Below are 23,323 nucleotides of genomic sequence, written 5' to 3'. Positions count from 1 at the left end.
ACCTTAAGTAAAACTTTTTTATTAATTGATTCAATTAAAATGATGAAAATATAAGCGAAAGCTACCGTGGCTTTCGCTTATATTTTTGTTTTTAAAACTAGTGATCAAGTCTTATTTCGTTTTATCAATTATTAAAATAGAGCTTGCTTATATTTCGATAGCCAGAATTGTCTCCATACCAATCGCGATACGTTGCTCCTTGGCTTAATCCCCAATCTACAAATTTGTTATAGCCCTGATCTATTCTAGCTTTTTCAATTGGGTATCTGAATTCATGAATAATATGGATTGCCCAAGGTAAATTATTGCTGTCTTGATAGGTTTTTCCTGCAACTAAATTCGTGTCGTCATATTCCGTTCCGAATAGACTTCCATTTGCTAGAGAAGTAGGCATTTTTCCTGCCAAGTGCAGTTCAGTTCCTCGGTCATAACTTGAGAAAATGAATGGATTGAAAGGGGCGTCACCGATCAATTCAGGATCAATTGGGTGGGTAAATTCTACAACCACCTCAATTTCGAATGGAGTAACTTTAGCTTCATTTGGATCTGTATTTATGAATTTTGCTCCCGTGGCTGGTTTCATATGATTGAAACTATCGTTGAAGACAATGATTACAGTCTTATCTTGCTGATCTTCTAGGCCTTTGGCATTTAGGGAAGTATTATTACCAGCCGTTTTATGCCCTCTTACCGATTCCACTAAAATGGGGTCAACATCTAGTTCTATTCCAAATCCGCTATGTTTTGCAGCTCCTACGGCTCTTATAGTAAAGTTCATGATAAATCTCACACTCTTGTTATTACTATTCAACACATTGGTATATCGGTACCCAATCACCATGTCATTGAAGTCGTAGTCACCTTTTAAAGGCCATAAATCTTCAAAAGCGAAAGAACCCATTCCTAATGCAGAAGGTGTGTAGGTGTCAACTGCTGCCTCTGGATCGTTAGGATAATCATCTAATTCGTCAATAACTCCATCATTATCGGAGTCTTGCTGACTTAAATCTGTCGTCTTACATCTCCATGCAGTAAGGTCATTTATTTTTTTGTCGAAAGTTTTTACAATTTGGTAAGCGCCATCTTCTTTACTGATTTGGATAAGGTTTGAGTTAGCATCATTGGTACCCACAAAAATGCGGTCTTGCCTGTCGATGGCCATAGAAGTAAGCTGGAAGGGGAAGTTTTCCGCACTAATTCTTATAATCTCAGCTGTGTTGTTTGTGTCGTTAATCTCGGTAAACTTGTACAAACCTGAAAAACAGGCCAAATAGAGTTCGCCAGCCGAATCGAAAGCCAAGTCACCTCCACCACTGTTGTTGATAAAGCCATTTATGGTATATTCTGCAACTACATCATTGGTTTCGGCATCCACTTTATAAAGCAGTTCTTTATTGCCCATGTAAAAAAAGCCGTCTTTGTATTCTAACCTTGGGTAACTTCCATTAAATGGATTACTGTTGTGTTTAATAGAGAAGGTGCCGTTGGTAATATCGTAAGCATATAATGTTTTGTTTACATTGTAATACATAATTCCATTCTCTTGATCTAAGGCATTGGCAATTGATCCTCCACCTTCTAACTGACTCAAATCGGTTGGGTTAAAGGCCTCACCCGATACATCAATCGTAAAGAAATCGCCATTACTATTTACCGCATAAAGGTGATCGAAACAGCCTTCATTGCTATTAGCTGCCGCTGAACTAATGCTGACATCTATGGTCAGGTTTGCACTACTTCCTTCAATATTTAATAGGTAATCCTCCGTACCTCCCGCGTCAGATTTTAGTACATGCATATCTTCTACAGAAGAGGGAAGCCACTGACTTACATTAAGTCCGTTGGTTTGTTTAATGTAGGCTCCCAGCATTTGACGTTCTCCATTGTATAGATAATATAGTTCGTATTTGGCAGGAGTGGTATTGTAATCTTGTATGCTTAGATTAACCTTCTTTGAGGTTTCAAAATCGAAGTTTTGGAAGGAATAATCGCTTAACGATTCCGTGTTTTCAATCGCTTCTTCGAAAGAAGGTTCTTCAATGCAGGAGGAAAGTGTTACGATTATTGCTAAGTACAAGAGCTTTTTCATATTTCACTAGATTTGAGTCAAAAATCGATACAACGAGGGGTGAAAAGCTGATTTTTCGATGAGTGAACCCTTTATTTCGTTTAATGACTAGGTTTGACGATAAGCAACAGCGCTAGTTTTTACACCCTTTAATAAAAACCCCTGAATCCTTTTCTACTAGACGTTTGAATCATACATTTGCCGTTAAGTGGGGTGCTTGCTAAGTGGCAGGCTGAGATGATACCCAGGAGTTTTGCTCCGCACCTGATCCAGATAATGCTGGCGTAGGGATTTAAGGTTATTACGGTCTGTAATGACCCGGTTCATCTCCTCATTTCATTGAAAATTACGAACAATGATAGAGGAATTTCTAACAGAACTTACTTGGCTTGAAGGCCTAGGAACGCTTTTTGGTATTGTGCAGGTGATACTTGCACGTCAAAATAATATCAATACATACTTATTCGGAATAGTGGCCATACTCATGAGTATGTGGGTACTTTACCAAAGTGCATTGTATGCCGATATTTTGCTGCATATGTATTATTTGGTCATGAGTATTTATGGCTGGCTATACTGGAAATACGGCAAACAAAAAGCAGAAGCACCCATTAGTAATTCTACTCAGCAAGAACATTTAAAGGCTATTCTAATAGTGCTCGGCTGTTTTGGGTTGATGAGTTATTGGCTCAACTTCCATACGGATTCTGATGTGCCCATTTGGGATGCAACTGTAAGTGCTTTTGCCTGGGCGGGTATGTGGTTAATGGCCAAACGCAAGATTGAAAACTGGGTTTATTTGAATATTAGCAACATCATTTCAATACCGCTTTTGATTTATAAAGACCTCTATATCTACGCAGGTATGTCGGTGTTCTTGTTTATTATGGGTACATCGGGTTATTTGAAATGGCGCAAATTAATGAGTGAAGAAAATGGGAATGCATATGCAACAGCTTAAAGAATGGTGTAGTGATGCACCTGTTTTTAGACCAGAAGTGCTGGACTGGATCGCCAAAGAAAACCTGTGGAATATTTGGGTACCGAAGGCATTTAAAGGAAGAGAAATGCCTTTAACCGAAGGGCTAAAGCAACTTCAATCATTGGCCAGAATTGACGGTAGCTTAGGTTGGACTGTGACCCTTTGCAGTGGTGCCAATTTCTTTATCGGAAACCTTCAGCCCGAAGTGGCAAAGGAACTTTTTGCTCAGGCAGCAATTTTTGGTGGAAGTGGAGGCATGTTTGGTACTGCCGAAAAGGAGGGGAGCTGCTACCGACTGAAGGGCACTTGGCGATATGCAACAGGTGCGCCTTATTTAACCCATTTTACTTTAAATGCTAAGATCGTAGAAAATGGTGTTGAGCAGGTAAATGAAGACGGTACACCAAAATTCCTATCTTTTGTAATTCCGGCCAACACAGTCCGCATAATCAATGACTGGAACACGATGGGGCTAAAGGCCTCGGCTACTCATTCCTTCGAAGTGAAGGATGTGCTAGTAGGAGAGGAGTACAGCTTTGTCTACAATCAGTTTCATCTTCCTCAGCCAATTTTTAAAACGCACTTTTCAGTTTTTGCCGACCTCACCCTTTGGGTAAACTACATTGGTATGGCAGAACATTTTTTGGCGAAGGCTCGGGTAAAAGATGAGAATTGGTTGACTGACTTAAAATCGGTAATTGATGCTGCAAATCAGCAAGTCTATGCTTTCGCTCAGCAAGTGGAAAACCTGACTGCACAGTGTAATCAGTTTACTGAAGCCTTTATTCAGGAAGTGCACCAAGCCGCCTCTGCTTCTGTTAAAAACTTATCGGTAGCCATTATTGGTTTACAACCCTATTTGGGGGTGAATGCAAGCAGAGAGAATGCTGTGCTCAATCAAATCTTCAGAGACTATTTTACAGCTACCCAGCATCATATTTTCACAAGGTAGGTTTCTGCTATCTGTATCAAAGATTGGATGGATTTAGGGATTACGCTGATTTAGGATTGAAGTAGAAAAAGTTTTAAGCAAGCATCTGTGCTATCCTTTAATCCTTATGAATCTGTGTTTCTACCTTTTTTTGTCTGTATCAAAGATTGGATGGATTTAGGGATTACGCTGGTTTAGGATTGAAGTAGAGAAAGTTTTAAGCAAGCATCTGTGTTATCCTTTAATCATTATGAATCTGTGTTTCTACTTTTTTGTCGGTATCACAGATTTGATGGATTTAGGGATTACGCTGATTTAGGATTGAAGTAGAAAAAGTTTTAAGCAAGCATCTGTGCTATCCATTAATCCTTATGAATCTGCGTTTCTAACTTTTATTGTCTGTATCAAAGATTGGATGGATTTTGGGATTACGCTGATTTAGGATTGAAGTAGAAAAAGTTTTAAGCAAGCATCTGTGTTATCCATTAATCCTTATCATCTGCGTTTCTAACTTTTATTGTCTGTATCAAAGATTTGATGGATTTAGGGATTACGCTGATTTAGGATTGAAGTAGAAAAAGTTTTAAGCAAGCATCTGTGTTATCCATTAATCCTTATGAATCTGTGTTTCTACCTTTTTTTGTCTGTATCACAGATTTGATGGATTTTGGGATTGCTCAGATTGGCTAAGGTTTGGTAGTGTCGGCTTTGTCGTCAAGGTTCATAACGAACCTTTTAAAGAAGAGGCTCTTTTCTCCAAAATTGATGAGAAGTCCAACCTCAAACCTATAAGCGCGCAAGTAATTGATAATTTGTGCTTTATGAACTTCTTCTAGCTTTGTAGTGGCCTTGAGTTCAACAAGCACTTTGTTTTCAACAATAAAGTCTGCTCTTCTGGTGCCTATTGGTTCAGCGCATTCTCTGTAAAAGATATATTGTTCTTGTTCTCTTTGGAAATTAAGGTTGGCCTGATTGAATTCGTAGGCCAATGCTCGTTGATAGATCACCTCTTGAAAACCATTTCCCAAAAAAGAATGAACTCTCATAGCTGCACCAATTATTTGATGCGTGAGGTCTTTGAACTGATAGTCTTCACTAGGCATAGTTCAATATAGGCAGAAATCTGTGTTATCCATTAATCCGTATAATCTGTGTTTCCAACAGTTTTACTTTCCGATACAAAACTTGCTAAAAATATTCGCTAATAAATCATCAGTAGTGATTTCTCCTGTGATCTCCCCAAGGTAGTGGAGGCTTTGGCGGATGTCCATGGCGACAAAATCATTAGTGACTTGGTTGTCAATGCCTTCGATGACTGCAGTTAAAGCGTTTTTGGTTTGAAGTAGGGAATCATAATGACGGATGTTCGTCACTACAGTATCGCCTTTCTTAAACTTGTCCATATTCACAAGCTCGAGGATTCGCTCTTTGAGCTTTTCTACCTGTTCTGGATCTTTAGCCGAAAGAAACAGCATATCGGGATGCTGGCCTTGAAGTGTTTCAATAAAAGTGGGATCGGCCTTGTCCAGCTTATTGGCCAATTTTAAAAAGGGTACACCAGCGTTTTCAAGCAAATTGATTTCTTTGTTCACTTCCACAATAGAAGTGTCCGCTAAATCGAACAGATAAATGATCAGCGAGGCGGTTTTCATTTTCGCTTGGGTACGCTCTACGCCCATGGCTTCAATAACATCGGTAGTTTCACGTAAACCAGCCGTATCGATAAAACGGAAGGCGATGCCACCAATAATGATTTCGTCTTCAATAAAATCCCGAGTCGTACCTGCAATGTCAGAGACAATGGCTTTTTCTTCGTTCAGTAGGGCATTCAGTAGGGTAGACTTGCCGGCATTGGGTTTACCTGCAATCACGGTCGGTACACCGTTTTTGATCACGTTGCCCAAATCAAAACTTTGAATCAGCGCATTGATCACTTTCAGAAGTCGGTTGACCAAGTTTGTTAAATCCTCGCGGCTGGCGAATTCTACATCTTCTTCCCCAAAATCGAGTTCAAGCTCAATCATGGATGCAAAGTGAATCAGCTCTTCGCGCAAGCGTTTAATTTCATCAGAAAAACCACCACGCATTTGGCTAAGGGCAGTTTGGTGGGCCGCTTCCGAATCTGCATTGATCAAGTCGGCTACGGCTTCGGCTTGCGCCAAATCAAATTGGCCGTGCATAAAGGCGCGTTTGGTGAACTCTCCCGGTTTGGCTGGTCGCGCCCCTTTACGGATTAGCAACTGAATAATCTGGCGTATAATATAACTCGATCCGTGGCAAGAAATCTCAATTACGTTCTCTTTGGTGAAGGATTTTGGCGCAATGAAAAGCGAGACAAGCACTTCATCAAGAATCTTCTCGCCATCGCGAATTGTGCCAAAATGAATCGTATGCGATTCTTGTTTTGTAAGGTCTTTTCCCTTAAAAACCGCATTGGTAATGCTTATGGCTTCTTTTCCAGATAAACGGATTACGCCAATGGCACCCACGCCTTGTGGTGTAGCCAATGCAATAATGGTGTCTTCATTTTGAGCTAGTGCGCGCATAGGGCAAAGGTAATGTAATTTGATAATTAGGAATGCTCAAGTTGACTTCAAAACAATCTCTTTTGGCAACCTCTATATCTTCTGTAGTATGTTGTCAAGAGATTTAGCAAATAACTATGTCTGAGTGTCTGTTCAACAGTGAGTTTCATTTCCGTTTTTTCTTCGAAATGATCTCTTTATCAATTGTACGTTAATCAAGCTTCTGAAAGTAAGATGTTCTCCGCAACGGTGGGGGAAATAGTAATCGTTTTCTTACCGTCAATAGTTATGTCTACAGAGCCGTCAAACTCCATTCTGTCCACAATCTGTAATCTTGTACCGATGGAAATTCCCACTTTATCTAAATACTTTAAAAACGAAGCACTCGATCCATTAACACCTACCACAATACCAGCAGTACCTACTGGAAGTTGAGCTATTGGGTCTTTACGCTTTTCTATCAGCTGACCATTTTCATCAGGAATTGGGTCACCATGCGGATCGAATTTAGGGAATCCCAAAAACTCATCTAGTCGCTGAAAGAGTAGGGGAGATTTGATGTGCTCTAACTGTTCGGCCACTTCGTCCAATTGATCCCATTGAAAGTTGAGTTTTTCTACTAAAAACACTTTCCAAATTCTGTGTTGCCGAATGACATGCAGTGCTTTAATCTTTCCCTTTTCCGAAATATTTACACCTCGGTATTTTTGGTAATCCACCATTCTCTTTTCAGAGAGTCGCTTAATCATGTCGCTTACGGAAGCGGGAGCCGTTTTCATTTCTTCTGCCAATGCGTTGGTGTTCACTGGACGCTTCCCAGCTTCTGAAAGATGGTAAATGGCCTTTAAATAATTCTCTTCTACAAAGCTTAACATAGGAGTGTTTGTGGCTATAGGTAAGGGCTGGTTATAGCGCAAATATAGTATTTAGATTGGTCTAATAAAAAATTATGCATTAACTAAATTTAATCAAAACGTGTGTTTATAACTTATTTACAGTGGGTTGGTTTTTTCGAAATTATTATTTCGATTAATCTAAATATTTTAATCGCGAAATTGAGCTATGAAATCGAGTAGTTTAGATTCTTCACTTTCCCATAAACTAGATTTGGTATTTCCTTGGGTATAGAAGTTAGTATTCTTCATTAAAGCCAGTATCTCAATAGGGTTGAAATAATTAGGGTTTATTGGTATGGCAGCATTGAATTCATTACAGAATTTAACCCAAGTAGGGTTGTTCAAAAGAAGCATAGGAAGCTTATTGGCGGAGTATTCAAATAGGCGCGTCAGTATTTTGTCATCATTTATACCATTGTTTGGTTTTTTGAGCACAAAGCCAAAGTCTGCGATTTTTATTTCTTGAATAATCTGTTGGTGGGGAACAAGGAAGTCGCCTCCAATTAACTCTATGTAGTCTTTGTCCGAAATGGCTTCCTGAAGTTCTCTAAGGTCTTTTTTGAGAGCACAGTAGCCTATAATCCGCAGCCTTATGTTTGAATCAAGCTTATGAAGCTCATCAGTAATTTTTATGGCATCAAATACTCCGTTCGATGCTGAAATCGTCCCTGAATATAGCAAAACAGTGTTTTCTGAATTGGTTTTTAACTTATGCTCAGTTACTTCTACAGGCATAAACTTGTTTTCAATCACGATGGATTTATAGGGAGGAACAAAGCTTAGTTGTTCAGTGTAAATTCTTTCTGCCATGATAAAACCATCAAAAAAAGGTTTAGTGATTAACTCTTTTGCTCTCACATAAGCTGCAATAAAAGGTCTGAGTATAGGATTGAAAACGTTAGTGTTCCGAATGTTTTTCACATAGTTTTCTCTCAAATCATAGATGATTCGACCACCAAATAATATTTTGTATATAGATGTAACTATCAGTAATTCATGGGTATTACATATTATTATTTTAGGCTTTACTTTAATATAAATTTTAAAGGTTTTGAACGGGTTTTTAACCCTATCGAAAGACATTCTTCCGAAAGGTCCGTGTGGGAAAAAGTGAATTGAATTGTGAGTTAACGTATTTTTTGACGTAAAGCCTATGATATTAACCTCATATTCGTTTGTTTTCGCCAATGAAATACCAAACTTCTCGTACATGCGAGAATCGTCAATGGGCTTTAAAGTAGAAGCAATTAGAAGTTTGGTCTTGTTCATGAACATTCGAATTTATTGAAAATTTCTAATTACTAATGGAGGCATTAAAGAAGATCATTGAAGCGGCTTGGGACAACCGAGAATTATTAAAAGAGAAACAGACGGTTTTGGCCGTAAAAACGGTGATCGAAGATCTTGATCGTGGCGATATAAGAGTCGCTGAACCGACTGTAGATGGCTGGCAAGTGAATGAATGGATTAAGAAAGCAGTGATTCTGTATTTTCCATTACAAAAAATGCAAACAATTGAAGTTGGTCCATTCGAATTTCATGATAAAATAAGGTTGAAAACTGGCTATGCAAGCAAGGGAATCCGCGTAGTACCACATGCTGTAGCGCGATATGGTGCATACATTAGCAGCGGTGTAGTGATGATGCCGTCTTATGTGAATATTGGAGCATATGTAGATGCGGGTACTATGGTTGATACTTGGGCTACAGTGGGCAGTTGTGCCCAAATTGGTAAAGATGTACACTTAAGTGGTGGAGTTGGTATTGGAGGAGTTCTAGAGCCTGTTCAGGCCGCACCAGTAATTATTGAAGATGGCGCCTTTATTGGCTCACGATGTATTGTAGTAGAAGGGGTGAGAGTTGGTAAAGAGGCTGTTTTAGGCGCAAACGTTACCTTAACTGGAAGCTCTAAAATTATAGATGTAACAGGCGAAAAACCAGTAGAGTATAAAGGGTATGTACCTGAAAGGTCTGTGGTAATTCCAGGCTCTTATGCAAAAGAGTTTCCTGCAGGAACCTATAATGTGCCTGCAGCTTTGATTATTGGTAAGAGAAAGGAGAGCACAGATAAAAAAACTTCTTTAAACGAAGCTTTACGCGAAAATAATGTTGCTGTGTAAAAATGAGAATATATTTCTCGTACTGAGAAAAAAATCAACAGAGTTAAATAAATAAACCACTGAATTTCAGTGGTTTATTTTTTGGTATCAGCTTTGTGTAATAACAAGTGTTGTTTTGAGTTGACCATATTATGGTTGGGTAGAGTGCTTTCACGCTACCTAAAGAAGGGCCTTCGGGCCCTTCTTCTGTTAAAAACATTGTTGTATTCGGTTTAAACAAATACTTTTGCAGCCTTTAAACCATTATTGGCTGAATCAATCTTAGACATTGTCTGAAACGGATTCATTCTTCAAAATCATTTATATCGTATTCAATGAAAAATCGCTTATCTCTTTTGGTTTTAGTTCTAATTGCTTTCTTGTTTTCTTGTAATGATGACGTTACTAGAAAGGGAGATCAGCTATACAGTGAAGGGAATTTTAAAGAGGCGGTTGAGGCTTACTCTGAATATCTTAAAACCAATCCAAAAGATATTAAATCTCTTTATAATCGTGGAAGGGCATATGAAGAATTAAAGCAGTTGGAAAAGGCTAAAGCTGATTTTATAGCTGTTTTAGATGTTGATGGAGATAATCTGAATGCCAATTTAAGCATGGGTAAGCTCTGGTACAATCAAAAAGAATTCAACAAAGCGATCATATTTTTTGATAAAGTGATAGAGTTGGATGGTTTGCGTTCTGATGCGTACATGCTCAGAGGCCGAAGCTATCATCAAAAAGGCGACTTTGAGAAAGCTATGGAAAACTACAATCAGGCCATTAACTTTGACAATGACAACGCTGAAGCATTCCTTTACAGAGGAGCGCTAAAGATTGCTCTAAATCAGACTAAAACTGCTTGTCAGGATTTTACTCGATCTAAAGCTTTAGGTTCTTCTGAGGCTTCTGAGGCACTGGCAAAGCACTGCCGTTAATTTTGAAATTATTAAGGTTAAAACCATTTCGAAGTCATTAAACTACTTTCCAGAGCGTTTTCCAGTTCGTCTGAAATGCCCGGAAAAAAGTCTAACCCAGTCAGTTGTTCAACACTGTCTATAGTGACTACGAATGACGAAAGTGGTGCTGAACTTGCTTCATTCTTCATTAAGAAGGCAATGGCTTTAACTTCTGGTTTTCTCATGTCCAGAATAATCTTGTAGTAATATTCAGGTACAGAAACTTGGTTCGAACCTATGGTTTTGTATTTCTTATTCAATACAGGACCTGTAACTACATAAATCTGATCGTTTTCAATCGCCCAAGTTCTTACTCGGTCTTCTAGTTTTTTCCAAATTCCGCGATTAAAAGATGGGTCTTGCGGACTCATATTGCTCATAAAAAAGGACTGGCTCAAGGCAAATTCACTATAGGAAAAATCGGCTGCTGGTGCTAAATGGCCTCGGTCATAACCACTTCCTTTGTAATCATTTAAGCTAGCTGAGCCTGTTTTTACTCTACTGTCTTCTCTAAAATCATCTTTTCTTTCAAAGGTGGTTTGTTTTAAACTATCGGCAAATAGGGTGTAGGCAACCCATACAGCTTGCTCATGTTCTTCGCTATAACGCAAAGTGTAATAAGGTCTTTCTATTATGGCCTGCGATGTTTCATAAGCTGGCCACGCAAAATCAAAGGCTTTGGTGAAGTAGAGGTCGTAAGTATCAAAATCTACTTTACTTTCTTCCTGCTTTGTAGGAGTGGTTTTTTCTGTTTTTGGAATTTCCTGTTTAGAATCAAGTTCTTCAGGTGATAAAACTGGAGTTACTTCTTCATCAAAAAACGAAGGAATTAGCTTTTCTTCTTTAATAGCCAGATAGCCATAGCCCAAGGCGATAAGGATGATAAGCCCTAAAGAGAATTTCCAAAGGCTAAAACCTCCTGATTTCCCTTTTCTTCCCGAAGTGGTTTTCTTTTTAGATGTACCTCTACTTGAAACTGCTGCCTTCCTTTTTGCCATGCCTTATCCAGATTTTCCGCAATGATAAAGATATTTTTCTTGAGCGGACTTTTTTTAATTCACTAAATTACTTTTCAACATATACCATTTATCCGCTGAATTGTTAAGACAAACTACAACCCAATGCGTCATCTCGATAATCTTTCTTAATTTCAATTTTGAAAAAAGGACAGGCCGTAAGCTCAGTTTTTACGCTAACAACACCTTCCTTTTAAATAACGATCGTAAAAAATATACAATGCGAAAAATATCTATTCTGTTTGCTTTAGTTGCACTCATCATTGCTTCGCCATTAACGGCACAAACTGATAAAACCGAAAAGAAACTAATTCAGTATGTCGATACTCATAATGATGAATACTTGAACCTACTGAAAGAGTTGATCAACATCAATAGCGGCACCATGAATTTTGAAGGGGTGCGTCAAGTAGGCGATGTCTTGATGGAAAAGTTCAAGGCGCTGGGTATGGAAGTAGAATGGGTAGATGGATCGTCATTCAATCGTGCTGGCCATTTAGTAGCGCGTATTGAAGGTGGAAAAGGAAAGAAGATTTTAATGATCGGTCATTTAGATACCGTTTTCGAACCCGACAGTCCGAATCAGAAATGGTCTCAAGTAGATGAAAACACCATCAAAGGCCCGGGCATTGCCGACATGAAAGGTGGTGATGTAATTATCCTTCAATCGCTGGCGGCTTTGCACAGTGTTGGTTTGTTGAAGGATATGAACATTACTGTGGTGATGACAGGCGATGAAGAACTTTCAGGAAGTCCCCTTTCTGAATCTAAAAAGGCATTGATTGATGCAGCAAAATGGGCAGATGTAGCTTTGGGGTTTGAAAACGGAGACGGAAACCCTGCCACAGTAAACGTAGCCAGAAGAAGTTCTTCTGGATGGACATTAACAGTAACGGGTAATGCCTCTCATTCCTCACAAATTTTTAAGCCAAAAGTAGGAGCGGGTGCCATTTACGAAGCCTCTAGAATTCTCTATCAGTTTTATGATGAGTTAGCAGGAGAAGAATATTTAACCTTCAACTCTGGAATGATTGCAGGTGGAACTGAAGTGAGTTACAACAAGTCGGAAAATACTGGAACCGCTTTTGGAAAGAATAATGTAGTGTCGAAAGATGTAACGGTCACTGGCGATATTCGTGCCTTAACGCCAGAACAAATTACAAGAACCCAAGAAACCATGAAGCGAATTGTGGCCAATCATCTTCCAGGCACCAACGCTAGAATCACTTTTGCTGAAGGTTATCCGCCTTTTGCGCCAACCGAAGGAAATTATCAACTCATGAACTTGTTTAGCAAAGTGAGTCAAGATTTGGGTTTTGGAGAAGTAACAGCAGTAAACCCTGCCGATGCAGGTGCAGCTGATATTTCCTTTACTGCAGGTCATATCGAAATGGGAATTGATGCCATGGGAATGTCAGGCGCTGACGATCATACCATCAATGAAACTGGAGACCTTCGTGCTTTGCCAAAGCAGTCGAAAAGAGCAGCCGTTTTGATTTATAGGCTTTATAAAGGGGTGGATTTGAAAACGAAGAAATAGGCGATCTTCAGTTTTTAGCTTTTGGGAGCTTCAGAATAATATGACTGCTAAGTTTTACTTGGCAGACTTAGGTTTTAGCCGAACTAAGCCCAAAAATATTATACCAATACCAATGCCTAAAAGAGCTCCACCCAGAAAGTCTGATGTAGAAACAAAGTGTGTTATGAATTGACTAGCAACAATAACAGACATGCCCGCAACAATGAGTATAAGTGATTTCTTTTTCATTTTTCTTCGTTGTTTCTGAATTTCAATCTAAAGTAAAAAAGGTGCTGTTCTTTAAAACTGAACCTTTAATCCGTCTCGTCAGCATCAAGCTGACTTCGCCCCATCAGTTTTACAATAAGGTCGGCATCTGGAATTTGAGCCAATATTACTCTGGCCAATACAATTAAAGGCACAGACAATAGCATTCCGGCAATTCCCCAAATATACCCCCAGATTACAAGCCCTAAAATAACGGCTACGGTATTCAAGGCCACTTTAGAGCCCATCATAAGCGGTTCTACAACATTACCCCAAACAAACTGTGTGGCAATCAGAAGTAAAATGAAAAACAGGTAGCTGGAACCATTGTCTATCTGAATAAGGCCTAACAGAACAGGAGGGATGGTGGCCATAATTGACCCAACAGTAGGAATAAAATTGAGCATAAAAGCCAAAAAACCCCAGAATAGCGCGAAGTCCACTCCAAAGCTCCAGCAAATAATTCCAAAGAAAGCCCCCGTGCTTAAACTGGTGAAAAACTTCACCTTCATATAACTGGCCACAGCATCTTTAATTTCTACAAAAGCCTTGAGTAAACGTTGTTTTCCAATATCATCATCTCCCTCTAAATAGCTGATGTACTTTTCATACTTAACAATACTGCCCAAAACCGCCACCAAATAAATGGCAGAAAGCACAAGGTTGAATACAAAATTCCCCACTTCAGTGGCTACCATTCCCGAGGTGTTTAGCATCATTTCAGGAGAAAGAATTTGGTATAAAGTTTCGGTGAAATCGCGCTCTTTTAGGGCCGAAAAGCCCGGAATACTCTCGAATTGAATCACTAAGCTATTAAGCTTATTTCCAATCTGCGTTAAGAGTTTATCTTTCTGATCTACAATTTGTAAGCCCGTATCGAACACGATTAAGCCGACAAGAAATACAAAACCTAAAGTAAGTACCGTTATTACCGTAATGCTTAGCATGTAGGGCCAACCTTTTCTGTCCAGATAAGCAATAACAGGCTGTAGCAAAATGCCTATGAAAATGGCAAAGGTCAATGGAATTAGAAGTGCAGATAATTCTTTGATTACGAGCACTATGACGATGCCCATAAAAAGTAACAGTATGTTTTTAATCGTTACAATATTGTTATCGGGAAGCATATTACGGGATTTACCGAAAAGTACATAAAAATGAAGAATTGACCTGCCTTCATCGAAATTTTCATTCTCTTATAAGGTGGGCATGGGTTTATATATTAAATTTGTACATTGAATCAACTAAACTAATGCTTTTGGAATTCGAACAACCAATTGTCAGACTTGAAGAGAAACTTGCTGAAATGAAAGAGCTTGCTGAAAACAGTAAGGTCAACGTGAGCGAGGACATAAAATCTCTAGAAAAGAAAATCCAAACCCTCAAGGAGGAAACTTATAAGAACCTAACCAGATGGCAGAGAGTACAACTTTCCCGTCATCCAGATAGACCTTATACACTGGATTATATATATAGTATTACCGATGACTTTATCGAACTGTTTGGCGACCGAACGGTTAAAGATGATAAAGCAATGGTGGGCGGTTTGGGTACCGTTGATGGTCAAACAGTAATGTTTATTGGCCAACAAAAAGGTAGAAATACCAAACAACGCCAGATGCGTAATTTCGGTATGGCCAACCCCGAAGGCTATAGAAAAGCACTTCGCTTAATGAAGATGGCCGAGAAATTTAATATTCCCATTGTTACTTTGATTGACACTCCTGGCGCATATCCAGGTTTCGAGGCAGAAGAGCGAGGTCAAGGCGAAGCTATTGCTAGGAATATCAGAGATATGTTTATGCTTAAAGTGCCTGTCATCTGTATCATTATTGGTGAAGGTGCATCGGGTGGAGCTTTGGGAATTGCCATAGGAGATAGAGTTTTGATGTTAGAAAATACTTGGTACTCTGTTATTTCTCCAGAATCATGTTCTTCTATTTTATGGAGAAGCTGGGACTATAAAGAGCAAGCTGCCGAGGCGTTGAAACTTACCGCTCAAGACATGAAGGGCTTTGGTTTAATTGACGGAATTATAAAAGAACCGCTTGGCGGAGCACACCGAAATATTCCGTGGATGTGTAACGAACTTAAAAAGAATATTCTGGAAGAACTTAAAGCGTTAAGCACCATGGATGCGAATGAGCGTATTGATTTACGTATTGAGAAGTTCTCTGACATGGGCTCAGTAATAGAATAAAAAACAAAAACATTCTGATTATAGAACCACAAGGCCAGCGCTTTGTGGTTCTTTTGTTTTTAGCTACTTTCAGTTGTAAATATTGTTTTATGGCTAAAAGTAAAATCAACTGGCGCAATCATTTTATCGAACTCTTGGTGGTGGTTATCGGCATAACGATTGCCTTTGCAATGGAGAATTGGGCCGAAAAAAGGCGTGACCGAGAGAGTCAAATTAATTATTTGACTTCGTTAAGGGATGATATTACCAATGATAATATAGAGTTGAAACATATTATGGATTCATCCAAAGTGCTTAATCGTAACATCGATTTCCTGATGCGCTATGTTTATGCGAGTGGGCCTTTAGAAGATTTAAAATATGGCCACATCACAAGTACTTATTCAGCACCTTATTTCAATGCAAAAGCTGGCTCTTTAGATTTGATCAGTAATTATAAGCTGAGGGCGTCTATTACAGATTTATACAATTTTCATTATGACGAAATTGCCAAAGCCGATGATTTTATTCATGACTTGGTCAATGGGCAAATCTATCCCTATATGATTGAAAATATTCAGTTTGGGAGTGCTCAATTTGGTCAAAACGAAATATTCGATGATAAACCTTTAAAAAATAATAAGGTGAGAAACATGATTGGAAGCTATACCAACCTACTTAAAGAAAGAGAAGCAATTTACCGTTTAACTTCCGTTAAATGCGATAGCTTACTGATAGATATAAATGCTGAGTTGGTGAAATTGAAGTAGATGCTTTAAGCTTTGAACGAAAGAAAAAAAAGTACGACCTTTAAAAACGGTTCAAACCAAGATTTCAAGAATAAGGCAAAACAAACAACATGCAACTCAACCTCATCGAAGAATTTTTATTAATAGCCCTTGATGACGAAAAAGGTCAATTCGTTATCGACTCCACACACTTGTACTTTGGCTTTGCAGGAGCTATTCTGCTAGAAATGGCACTTCGCGAAAAGATTGATGTATCAGGAGATAAGCTTAAGCTTATTCATGACGAATATGAAGTAGAAATGGTCATCAATAAAGTGATTGATCAGATTAAAAATTCAAAGCCTCGTAAACTCAAAAAGTGGATTGAGGTTCTGTCAAAACAGGCCAAAGAACTTAAAGAGGATACATTACTTGGGCTTCAGAATAAAGGTATTTTGCGGAAGGAAGAGCATAAGATTCTCTGGATTATTCCGAACAATAAATACCCAACCACCAACATTACACCTGAGAATAAAGTAAGGCAACGCCTGAGTGATGTAATGCTTCGCGGAGCAAAATCAGAAGCACGTGATGTAATGCTTTTGAGCTTAATTGATGTTTCAGACCTTACTAAAGAAGCTTTTCGTAATAAGGAAGAGTACAATGTGGTGAAGAAGAGGATCAAAGAAGTTACTCAGGATATTAAAATTAGCCAGAGCGTGAACAAAAGTATTCGGGAAATTCAGGCGGCCATTATGGTAGCCATGATGTCTGCAATTGTTGTGACTACTGTTACTACTTCATCCAATTAACCATTAAGGTAAATCCTCTATCTTTTAACTATGCAATCGCTGAAGTCCGAATTTCCGATTTTTGAGACTGCAAGAAAAGAGGGTAGGCCTCTGATTTTTTTAGACAATGCTTCCACCACCCAAAAGCCTCAATGCGTTATTAATGCCGTTACTGGATTTTATGCTGGTTATTATGCGAATGTAGGCCGTGGCTTATATTGGCCGGCAACCGCTGCTTCTTTTAATTATGATCAAGCCCGTGAAAAGGTGAGGGCATTTATCGGAGCCTCTTCTAAAAAGGAAGTGATTTTTACTTCAGGAACCACTGATGCTGTTAATAAAGTAGTCAACTCTTTTTTGTTGCCGCAATTGGAAAAAGGTGATGAAGTGCTGGTTTCAGAAATGGAGCACCATAGTAATTTCGTTCCTTGGCAACAAGCCTGTCAATCAAAAGGCGCGAAACTGAAAGTGATTCCGCTAGATGCAGGGCTGAATTTAGATCTTAGCAAGTTTGCTGCAATGTTGACTGACAAGGTGAAAATTCTGGCCATTACTGCCATTTCCAATACGCTGGGGGTGAAGAATGATTTAAAGAGTATTATCAATTTAGCTCATCAACATAACATCAAGGTTTTTGTAGATGCCGCGCAACTGCCCCTTTCAGAAAAGATTAATGTGCAGAACATGGATTGTGACTTTCTGGCTTTTTCAGGACACAAGGTTTTTGGTCCAACAGGGATTGGCATTTTGTACGGAAAGCAAGCTTTGTTGGAAAAGATGTCTCCCTTGGCTTATGGTGGAGGAATGGTGCAGCAAGTGAGTATAGATAAAACAATGATGGCCGATTTGCCAGCCAAACACGAAGCCGGAACGCCCAATATTGCAGGAACAATTGGTCTAGCAGCTGCGATTGACTTTATCAATTCAGTCGGTGTGGAGGAAATCGGTAGACACGGTGCTGAGTTAAGAAAATACGCGGTGAAGCGTTTATCAGAAATTGAAGGTTTAACACTCTTTGCAAAAGATGCTAAAAGTACTGCCATCCTTTCTTTTACGATGGAAGGAATTCATCCGCATGATATTGCAGCATTTTTAGCCGAAAAGGGCATTGCCGTTCGTGCGGGTCACCATTGCACGTATCCGTTAATGCAAAAACTTGACATTGCAGGGACGGTGAGGGTTTCTTTCAATATTTATAATTCTGAAGAAGAAGTGGATTTACTTAAAAATACCTTAGTCGAAATCAGAAGCTTCTTCTTATGAACGACCGTCTAAAAGCACTTTACAAAACCCAAATATTGGCCCATGCCAAAAATCCTTTTAATGAAGGTGTTTTGGAAGATTATACCCATAAGCTTCAAGCTTATAATCCAGTATGTGGCGATCAATTTGACCTGTACTTAAAGTTCGAAGGAGATGTTATTCAGAATACTTCCTTTAGAGGTTACGGATGTGCTATTTCAAAGGCTTCAACTTCGGTACTCATAAAGCAACTGTTAGGGAAAAGCAAAAGCGAAGCAAAAGTATTGGTTGAGCTGTTTTTGAAGCTAATTAACCCTGAGAGCAGTGAATCACCCGAATCGTTAACTTCAGATGAAGAATTTTTGGCCTTTGCTTCCGCCCGAGAATTCCCTGAACGCCTAACCTGCGCCAACCTAGCCTGGGAAAAGCTGAAGGAGGTTTTATGAAGTTTGTTTCAGTTGTCTCTTAGCTTCCTTTAGTATTTGTATTTCTTCATATTCTAACTGTAGACCCTCGTAAGTTTTATTGAGTGGAAGATAGTCATTATAGTAAAGACTCTTTATCAAGTTTCTGTACTGAACTAAATGAGAAGGTGTTTCTAACCTAAAGCGAAATTTAAAATACTCGTCATTATATTTGAAAGATATGTAACTATCTACACCGGCTGAATAAGCTGGTCCTCCATAATATCTATATCTGTCAAACAAGATGTCGTCAAATAGTAGTTCGTTTAAAGTATGGCCGACTTTATATTGTAAATCTTTGATTTTGGGCCAACTGTAGGTTTCTTCATTAATGGTTATGCCATCATTCGTGACGGATAGCTCTCCTTCTAATTTTCCATGTTTATGTTCTTTCGCATGATAACCCCAATAACTTGCAATGGGCATTAATGATGCTAAAACTGCAATAACGTAAGTAACTGGGTGATCGGGGGGGCTGTTTAAGTCGAAATATGAATAAGTTATTGCGATAAATATAATGCCAGACCAGCTGAAATTCATTAATCTTCGAGAAGTGATTTTCAAAGAGATACCTTTCCCCGGTGTAAATATTGTGGCATCGAAGCTGATAGTTCTCATGATTTAATTGGAATGCGGCTATTGAGTTTTGTTTAAACCAATTATTGAAGTTACTACGATCACCCAACCTTTCCCTATTTCGTCTAACATTTTAATTCATTTCAAGTTAACTTTGGAGCAAGCATAAAACGCATGGATTCAGCAGTAAGCGCAGTAAAGAAATACTGCAACAGCCTAGTAAAATACAGTCGAAGAAAAACCATTCCGGTTCAGGTGGGCAGCGTAACCATTGGTGGCGATCGCCCTATTGTGGTGCAGTCGATGACCACCATTGATACCATGGACACCATGGGTTCGGTGGAACAAACTTTGCGCATGGTGGCTTCGGGTTGCGAATTGGTGCGTATTACGGCTCCAAGCTTAAAGGAAGCCGAAAATCTTCGTGCTATTAAGGAAGAATTGAAAAAGCGTGGTTGTAATGTTCCACTTGTAGCCGACATCCATTTCACCCCAAATGCTGCCGAACTGGCGGCCAAAATTGTGGAAAAGGTAAGGGTGAACCCAGGCAACTATGCCGATAAAAAGAAATTCGAAAATATAGAATACACTGACGAAACTTATCAGGCGGAGCTGGACAGGATTCGTGAGCGTTTTACGCCTTTAGTAGAAATTTGTAAAGCGCATGGAACTGCCATGCGAATTGGTACGAATCACGGCTCGCTTTCGGATAGAATCATGAGCCGTTATGGCGATACCGCCTTGGGTATGGTGGAATCGGCACTTGAGTTTTTGCGCATTTGCGAAGACTTGGAGTACTATAATATCGTGCTGTCTATGAAGTCCAGCAACACGCAAGTGATGGTAGAGGCCTATCGTTTGTTGGTACAGAAATTAGACGAAGAAGGCTTAAAACCTTATCCGCTACATTTGGGCGTAACCGAAGCAGGCGAAGCTGAAGACGGCCGAATCAAGTCCGCAGTGGGGATTGGAACTTTGTTAGAAGATGGGCTAGGAGACACTGTCCGTGTTTCGTTGACGGAGGAACCAGAGTTTGAAGCCCCAGTGGCGCAAAAGCTTGTCGATCGTTATCATAACCGACATGAGCACAAAACCATTGCCGAGATTGACGAAAACCCAATTGCCCCATTCTTGTATCACAAACGTCAGTCGAGAGAAGTAGTGAATATTGGCGCTTCCAATGTGCCGCGTGTTATTGCCGATTTGAGTCAGTTTGAAGAAATTACCATTAAAGATTTAAAGAACGTTGGACACTTTTATTTGCCAGAACCCGATAAATGGCGAATGAATGACCAAGGTGCAGACTACGTTTATTCAGGCAATAAGGCGATCGATTTCATGCTGCCGAATGGATTGAAGGAATTGGTTGATTACCCGCAATGGAATGCCTTGGAAGATAAAACGAATCGTTACCCTGTTTTTACTTTCGATCAATTGGCCGAAGCAGAAAATGCTGATGATCAACTCAATTTCATAAAGTTAAAAGCCGATGAATTGTCGGAAGATGTAATGACGGTGTTGGAGGCTTCTAACTTGGTTGTGATTTTGGAAACTGAGAATCAACATGCCATGCCTGCTTTGAGACGTTTCTTTTTCGAACTTGTGAAAAGGAAATTATCGGTTCCGGTAATCGTATCGAGAAACTACACCGTTACTGATGCCGAAGAGTTTTTGATTCATGCTTCTACAGATTTTGGTGGTTTGTTGGTCGATGGATTTGGAGACGGTGTAATGCTTCAAGTAGATAAGCAGTCCGATAAGGAAACTCAACTGGCTGATTTAAAGTTGAAGAACGAGACAGGCTTTGGTATTTTACAAGCGGCTCGTACGCGAATGACCAAAACCGAATATATTTCTTGTCCGTCTTGCGGAAGAACCTTGTTCGATCTACAAGAAACTACGGCTATGATCCGAAAACGCACCGATCACTTGAAAGGAGTGAAAATTGGAATCATGGGTTGTATCGTAAACGGCCCAGGCGAAATGGCCGATGCTGATTACGGTTATGTGGGCTCGGGCAAAGGAAAGATTACCTTGTATAAAGGTCAGGAAGTAATGAAAAGGGGAGTAGCCTCTGAAAAGGCTGTGGACGAATTGATTGACATTATTCGCGAAGACGGCAAATGGTTAGAACCCGAATTGGTAGGTGCTGAACTTTAAAATAGAAATGTGATGAGTGAAGAAATTAAAAATGAAGAGCAAAGGGATACAAAACTAACCGCCAAAGAAGCCTTTAATTTTGGTCCTGTTTTGGGATATTTTTTCAGAAAGAAGGATCCTTCGCGGCCTACCAACTTCAATATCAAGGCCATGCACACCATCAATAAAATTTCAATCATAATGTTTCTAATCGCAGTAATTGTGATAGTAAGCAGAGCGATTGGAAGGATGTAAGTATAGTCTCACCTAATTTTTTAAACTATGTACATTGATGAATTCAGAGAATATTGTATTGCTAAAAAAGGGGTAACAGAACACACTCCTTTTGGGCCAGATACATTGGTTTTGAAAGTAATGGGCAAAATGTTTGCACTCACTGGCCTCGATGTTTATGAATACATCAATTTAAAATGTGATCCTGAATACGCTGCCGAATTACGTGAAAGAGAGCCCGGAATTACCCCGGGCTGGCACATGAACAAAAAGCATTGGAATTCTGTAAAAACCGATGGTACAGTTTCAGAAAATCTACTAAAAGAACTGATAGATCACTCCTATAACCTTGTAGTGGAAGGTTTACCCAAGAAGGTTAAAGAAGAGTTCTTGAAGATGGACTAAGTCAAATTCGCTTTTTAGTTTCCTTTTAATTTCTTGAGTTGAGCTAAAGCATTTTCGTCTTCTGGGTTTATTTGAATAACCTTTTCAAAAGTAGCGATGGCCATTTCTTTTTGACCATTTTCAGCCAGAGCATTTCCATAACGATTAAGCACACTCGGAGTATAAGGATTAATGATTGTGTTGAACTGTAATACCAACAACCCTTGTTCAACCCTGTCAGAACTCATTAAAACTCTGCCTAAAGTGTGTAATTCGCTACTTTTGCCAACCAAGTGGTAGGCCTCATTAAGATGAGTATTCGCATCCTTATATATGTCTGTCATGGAATTTTGCTCGAATAAATCAAGCAAATAGGTAGCTGCTCTGTAATTGGGTTCTGAAGGATAGCCTAAGGCAATTTGGGCCAAGTCGGTTTTTAAATCATTGCGCGGAGTTTCTACAATTCTAGCATATTCTTCTCCATTATTCTTGAAAATGAAAGTTGGTACTCTGTGAATTTTCTTACCTTTTTCCTCTCCTTTTGGTCCTTGTTTGTATTTCTCTTCTCCATCATAAAGCGCAGTAAAAGAGAGTTGATTTCGATCTAAACCCAATTCATCCCATAATTTCAGAAAACTCGGTACCCATTTTTGACTGTCACCACACCATGTGCCTAAGTAGATATCCACCTGAGTGTTTTTCAAGGCTTTCTTCCATTTGTTATCGCCTTTTTCTACCGTGAATTCAGCATAATTTTTATTAAACCACTGCTGATAAACACTATCCTGCTGTAAGTATTCCACGGGGAATTTTCCAGCCAAATGACTTTGCCCTTCAGCGTTTTTATAAGTGGTAATTTCCTGAGCAGTAGCGTTAAAGATTAAAAAAGTGAGCAGGACTGAAAAAAATAACTTCATGTTAAGAATGGTTGTATAATGTTTTGAAATATTTTGAGGAGAGCAATTTAATACAATCTAACTTTTGTTAATTCATTAAGCTGATTAAATAAAATTAAGGTAGGAGAAAATCTTATGATAAGGTTAGAATGTATTGAAGACGCGAATATCTACCTTTTTTAAAATAACTTTTGTCTAAACCATTTGCTTAGTTACCTTTGCTCTCGATGTTGAAAAACACACATATCGCTTCTACTACTGCACCTCATGTGCATCATTTCCATCATCTCTCGTAAGAGAGATATATATAACACCCTACCCGGCAGGTTCTGTCGGCACATTCGATTCAATTTATTACCCATTTCAGTTTAGCAGTTCGCTTATGCTCGCTTTTCTGAAAAAAATCAAATCAATTTCTAAACATTTAGGGT

At 39.1% G+C, this 23,323-nt stretch carries 23 protein-coding genes; 13 read left to right on the top strand and 10 right to left on the bottom strand.

Annotated features, from left to right (window positions below):
• Nucleotides 1-124 precede the first annotated feature (124 nt).
• Nucleotides 125-2,089 (bottom strand): LruC domain-containing protein, encoded by a 1,965-nt coding sequence (locus AWW67_RS14850; protein ID WP_062302703.1) that lies wholly within the window; start codon nt 2,087-2,089, stop codon nt 125-127.
• Nucleotides 2,090-2,423: 334 nt separating this feature from the next.
• Between AWW67_RS14850 and pnuC the strand changes: the two genes are divergently transcribed.
• Together pnuC and AWW67_RS14840 are read left to right on the top strand one after the other, a co-directional pair.
• Nucleotides 2,424-3,029 carry a nicotinamide riboside transporter PnuC gene (gene pnuC, locus AWW67_RS14845; protein WP_053224315.1) on the top strand — a complete coding sequence of 202 codons (606 nt, stop codon included), beginning with the start codon at nt 2,424-2,426 and terminating at the stop codon, nt 3,027-3,029.
• Nucleotides 3,016-4,002, top strand: a complete 987-nt coding sequence (locus AWW67_RS14840; protein ID WP_062303159.1) for an acyl-CoA dehydrogenase family protein — start codon at nt 3,016-3,018, stop codon at nt 4,000-4,002. Before pnuC ends, AWW67_RS14840 begins: the two co-directional genes overlap by 14 nt.
• A gap of 665 nt (nt 4,003-4,667) precedes the next feature.
• On the opposite strand, the gene AWW67_RS14835 is transcribed toward AWW67_RS14840, so the two are convergent.
• The 4 genes from AWW67_RS14835 to AWW67_RS14820 all read right to left on the bottom strand — a co-directional run bounded on the left by AWW67_RS14835 (nt 4,668) and on the right by AWW67_RS14820 (nt 8,671).
• Nucleotides 4,668-5,084: a GxxExxY protein gene (locus AWW67_RS14835; RefSeq protein WP_062302701.1), complete on the bottom strand. Its 417-nt coding sequence runs from the start codon at nt 5,082-5,084 to the stop codon at nt 4,668-4,670.
• A gap of 63 nt (nt 5,085-5,147) precedes the next feature.
• A complete protein-coding gene (gene mnmE / locus AWW67_RS14830; RefSeq protein WP_062302700.1) occupies nt 5,148-6,527 on the bottom strand; it encodes a tRNA uridine-5-carboxymethylaminomethyl(34) synthesis GTPase MnmE in 1,380 nt (459 codons plus the stop codon).
• 194 nt (nt 6,528-6,721) lie between these two features.
• Nucleotides 6,722-7,381, bottom strand: coding sequence for a metal-dependent transcriptional regulator (locus AWW67_RS14825; RefSeq protein WP_053224399.1), 660 nt, complete (start codon nt 7,379-7,381; stop codon nt 6,722-6,724).
• Between the two features lie 168 nt (nt 7,382-7,549).
• Entirely contained in the window at nt 7,550-8,671 is a 1,122-nt protein-coding gene (locus tag AWW67_RS14820) for a glycosyltransferase family protein (RefSeq protein WP_062302698.1), read from the bottom strand.
• A 35-nt stretch (nt 8,672-8,706) separates the two neighbouring features.
• Here AWW67_RS14820 and AWW67_RS14815 point away from each other — a divergent pair, with 35 nt between their 5' ends.
• Together AWW67_RS14815 and AWW67_RS14810 are read left to right on the top strand one after the other, a co-directional pair.
• Nucleotides 8,707-9,522: a 2,3,4,5-tetrahydropyridine-2,6-dicarboxylate N-succinyltransferase gene (locus tag AWW67_RS14815; protein ID WP_062302697.1), complete on the top strand. Its 816-nt coding sequence runs from the start codon at nt 8,707-8,709 to the stop codon at nt 9,520-9,522.
• A gap of 314 nt (nt 9,523-9,836) precedes the next feature.
• Nucleotides 9,837-10,436, top strand: coding sequence for a tetratricopeptide repeat protein (locus AWW67_RS14810; RefSeq protein WP_062302695.1), 600 nt, complete (start codon nt 9,837-9,839; stop codon nt 10,434-10,436).
• 17 nt (nt 10,437-10,453) lie between these two features.
• Here AWW67_RS14810 and AWW67_RS14805 read toward each other — a convergent pair whose 3' ends face one another.
• Nucleotides 10,454-11,455 (bottom strand): DNA/RNA non-specific endonuclease, encoded by a 1,002-nt coding sequence (locus AWW67_RS14805; protein WP_062302694.1) that lies wholly within the window; start codon nt 11,453-11,455, stop codon nt 10,454-10,456.
• Nucleotides 11,456-11,693: 238 nt separating this feature from the next.
• Between AWW67_RS14805 and AWW67_RS14800 the strand changes: the two genes are divergently transcribed.
• Entirely contained in the window at nt 11,694-13,013 is a 1,320-nt protein-coding gene (locus AWW67_RS14800) for a M20/M25/M40 family metallo-hydrolase (RefSeq protein WP_062302693.1), read from the top strand.
• Between the two features lie 54 nt (nt 13,014-13,067).
• Here the strand turns inward: AWW67_RS14800 and AWW67_RS19110 are convergent, their stop codons facing one another.
• Both AWW67_RS19110 and AWW67_RS14795 read right to left on the bottom strand, forming a co-directional pair.
• Nucleotides 13,068-13,241 (bottom strand): hypothetical protein, encoded by a 174-nt coding sequence (locus AWW67_RS19110; protein WP_157608583.1) that lies wholly within the window; start codon nt 13,239-13,241, stop codon nt 13,068-13,070.
• A gap of 65 nt (nt 13,242-13,306) precedes the next feature.
• Complete coding sequence (locus AWW67_RS14795) at nt 13,307-14,386, bottom strand: AI-2E family transporter (RefSeq protein WP_062302691.1); 1,080 nt, start codon at nt 14,384-14,386, stop codon at nt 13,307-13,309.
• A 125-nt stretch (nt 14,387-14,511) separates the two neighbouring features.
• On the opposite strand from AWW67_RS14795, the gene AWW67_RS14790 reads away from it, so the two are divergent.
• The 5 genes from AWW67_RS14790 (at nt 14,512) to sufU (ending at nt 18,645) form a co-directional block, all read left to right on the top strand.
• Complete coding sequence (locus tag AWW67_RS14790; RefSeq protein ID WP_053224288.1) at nt 14,512-15,459, top strand: acetyl-CoA carboxylase carboxyltransferase subunit alpha; 948 nt, start codon at nt 14,512-14,514, stop codon at nt 15,457-15,459.
• Nucleotides 15,460-15,548: 89 nt separating this feature from the next.
• Nucleotides 15,549-16,208 carry a DUF6090 family protein gene (locus AWW67_RS14785; RefSeq protein WP_062302690.1) on the top strand — a complete coding sequence of 220 codons (660 nt, stop codon included), beginning with the start codon at nt 15,549-15,551 and terminating at the stop codon, nt 16,206-16,208.
• A gap of 89 nt (nt 16,209-16,297) precedes the next feature.
• The gene (locus AWW67_RS14780; protein ID WP_062302688.1) at nt 16,298-16,978 is read left to right on the top strand and encodes a GOLPH3/VPS74 family protein; all 681 of its coding nucleotides are present in this window, start codon (nt 16,298-16,300) and stop codon (nt 16,976-16,978) included.
• Nucleotides 16,979-17,008: 30 nt separating this feature from the next.
• Nucleotides 17,009-18,220 carry an aminotransferase class V-fold PLP-dependent enzyme gene (locus AWW67_RS14775; protein WP_062302687.1) on the top strand — a complete coding sequence of 404 codons (1,212 nt, stop codon included), beginning with the start codon at nt 17,009-17,011 and terminating at the stop codon, nt 18,218-18,220.
• Entirely contained in the window at nt 18,217-18,645 is a 429-nt protein-coding gene (gene sufU, locus AWW67_RS14770) for a Fe-S cluster assembly sulfur transfer protein SufU (RefSeq protein WP_062302685.1), read from the top strand. The genes AWW67_RS14775 and sufU overlap by 4 nt, the downstream gene beginning before the upstream one ends.
• Here sufU and AWW67_RS14765 read toward each other — a convergent pair.
• On the bottom strand, nt 18,640-19,281 hold the full coding sequence (locus AWW67_RS14765; protein ID WP_071387151.1) for a hypothetical protein: 642 nt from the start codon (nt 19,279-19,281) through the stop codon (nt 18,640-18,642). The two genes, sufU and AWW67_RS14765, sit on opposite strands and share 6 nt — an antisense overlap.
• 132 nt (nt 19,282-19,413) lie before the next feature.
• Here AWW67_RS14765 and ispG point away from each other — a divergent pair, with 132 nt between their 5' ends.
• Genes ispG through AWW67_RS14750 form a run of 3 tightly spaced genes read left to right on the top strand, consistent with a single transcriptional unit; the run spans nt 19,414 to nt 22,017 of the window.
• Complete coding sequence (gene ispG, locus AWW67_RS14760; RefSeq protein WP_062302682.1) at nt 19,414-21,399, top strand: (E)-4-hydroxy-3-methylbut-2-enyl-diphosphate synthase; 1,986 nt, start codon at nt 19,414-19,416, stop codon at nt 21,397-21,399.
• Nucleotides 21,400-21,411: 12 nt separating this feature from the next.
• Nucleotides 21,412-21,633 carry a DUF6728 family protein gene (locus tag AWW67_RS14755; RefSeq protein WP_062302681.1) on the top strand — a complete coding sequence of 74 codons (222 nt, stop codon included), beginning with the start codon at nt 21,412-21,414 and terminating at the stop codon, nt 21,631-21,633.
• A gap of 27 nt (nt 21,634-21,660) precedes the next feature.
• Nucleotides 21,661-22,017, top strand: a complete 357-nt coding sequence (locus AWW67_RS14750; RefSeq protein WP_053224280.1) for an MmcQ/YjbR family DNA-binding protein — start codon at nt 21,661-21,663, stop codon at nt 22,015-22,017.
• Between the two features lie 14 nt (nt 22,018-22,031).
• On the opposite strand, the gene AWW67_RS14745 is transcribed toward AWW67_RS14750, so the two are convergent.
• Nucleotides 22,032-22,913 carry a tetratricopeptide repeat protein gene (locus AWW67_RS14745; RefSeq protein WP_062302679.1) on the bottom strand — a complete coding sequence of 294 codons (882 nt, stop codon included), beginning with the start codon at nt 22,911-22,913 and terminating at the stop codon, nt 22,032-22,034.
• Between the last annotated feature and the right edge of the window lie 410 nt (nt 22,914-23,323).

Origin of the sequence: Roseivirga seohaensis, assembly GCF_001592945.1 — a bacterium.
Lineage (GTDB): Bacteria > Bacteroidota > Bacteroidia > Cytophagales > Cyclobacteriaceae > Roseivirga > Roseivirga seohaensis.
Note: the sequence above shows the minus strand (reverse complement) of the source record. Positions and strands in the feature narration are given on the sequence as shown.

Coding starts and splice junctions, on each gene's coding strand:
- AWW67_RS14850 (WP_062302703.1), bottom strand. CDS start 2,089: ATGAAAAAGCTCTTGTACTTAGCAATAATCGTAACACTTTCCTCCTGC.
- pnuC (WP_053224315.1), top strand. CDS start 2,424: ATGATAGAGGAATTTCTAACAGAACTTACTTGGCTTGAAGGCCTAGGA.
- AWW67_RS14840 (WP_062303159.1), top strand. CDS start 3,016: ATGCAACAGCTTAAAGAATGGTGTAGTGATGCACCTGTTTTTAGACCA.
- AWW67_RS14835 (WP_062302701.1), bottom strand. CDS start 5,084: ATGCCTAGTGAAGACTATCAGTTCAAAGACCTCACGCATCAAATAATT.
- mnmE (WP_062302700.1), bottom strand. CDS start 6,527: ATGCGCGCACTAGCTCAAAATGAAGACACCATTATTGCATTGGCTACA.
- AWW67_RS14825 (WP_053224399.1), bottom strand. CDS start 7,381: ATGTTAAGCTTTGTAGAAGAGAATTATTTAAAGGCCATTTACCATCTT.
- AWW67_RS14820 (WP_062302698.1), bottom strand. CDS start 8,671: ATGAACAAGACCAAACTTCTAATTGCTTCTACTTTAAAGCCCATTGAC.
- AWW67_RS14815 (WP_062302697.1), top strand. CDS start 8,707: ATGGAGGCATTAAAGAAGATCATTGAAGCGGCTTGGGACAACCGAGAA.
- AWW67_RS14810 (WP_062302695.1), top strand. CDS start 9,837: ATGAAAAATCGCTTATCTCTTTTGGTTTTAGTTCTAATTGCTTTCTTG.
- AWW67_RS14805 (WP_062302694.1), bottom strand. CDS start 11,455: ATGGCAAAAAGGAAGGCAGCAGTTTCAAGTAGAGGTACATCTAAAAAG.
- AWW67_RS14800 (WP_062302693.1), top strand. CDS start 11,694: ATGCGAAAAATATCTATTCTGTTTGCTTTAGTTGCACTCATCATTGCT.
- AWW67_RS19110 (WP_157608583.1), bottom strand. CDS start 13,241: ATGAAAAAGAAATCACTTATACTCATTGTTGCGGGCATGTCTGTTATT.
- AWW67_RS14795 (WP_062302691.1), bottom strand. CDS start 14,386: ATGCTTCCCGATAACAATATTGTAACGATTAAAAACATACTGTTACTT.
- AWW67_RS14790 (WP_053224288.1), top strand. CDS start 14,512: ATGCTTTTGGAATTCGAACAACCAATTGTCAGACTTGAAGAGAAACTT.
- AWW67_RS14785 (WP_062302690.1), top strand. CDS start 15,549: ATGGCTAAAAGTAAAATCAACTGGCGCAATCATTTTATCGAACTCTTG.
- AWW67_RS14780 (WP_062302688.1), top strand. CDS start 16,298: ATGCAACTCAACCTCATCGAAGAATTTTTATTAATAGCCCTTGATGAC.
- AWW67_RS14775 (WP_062302687.1), top strand. CDS start 17,009: ATGCAATCGCTGAAGTCCGAATTTCCGATTTTTGAGACTGCAAGAAAA.
- sufU (WP_062302685.1), top strand. CDS start 18,217: ATGAACGACCGTCTAAAAGCACTTTACAAAACCCAAATATTGGCCCAT.
- AWW67_RS14765 (WP_071387151.1), bottom strand. CDS start 19,281: ATGAGAACTATCAGCTTCGATGCCACAATATTTACACCGGGGAAAGGT.
- ispG (WP_062302682.1), top strand. CDS start 19,414: ATGGATTCAGCAGTAAGCGCAGTAAAGAAATACTGCAACAGCCTAGTA.
- AWW67_RS14755 (WP_062302681.1), top strand. CDS start 21,412: ATGAGTGAAGAAATTAAAAATGAAGAGCAAAGGGATACAAAACTAACC.
- AWW67_RS14750 (WP_053224280.1), top strand. CDS start 21,661: ATGTACATTGATGAATTCAGAGAATATTGTATTGCTAAAAAAGGGGTA.
- AWW67_RS14745 (WP_062302679.1), bottom strand. CDS start 22,913: ATGAAGTTATTTTTTTCAGTCCTGCTCACTTTTTTAATCTTTAACGCT.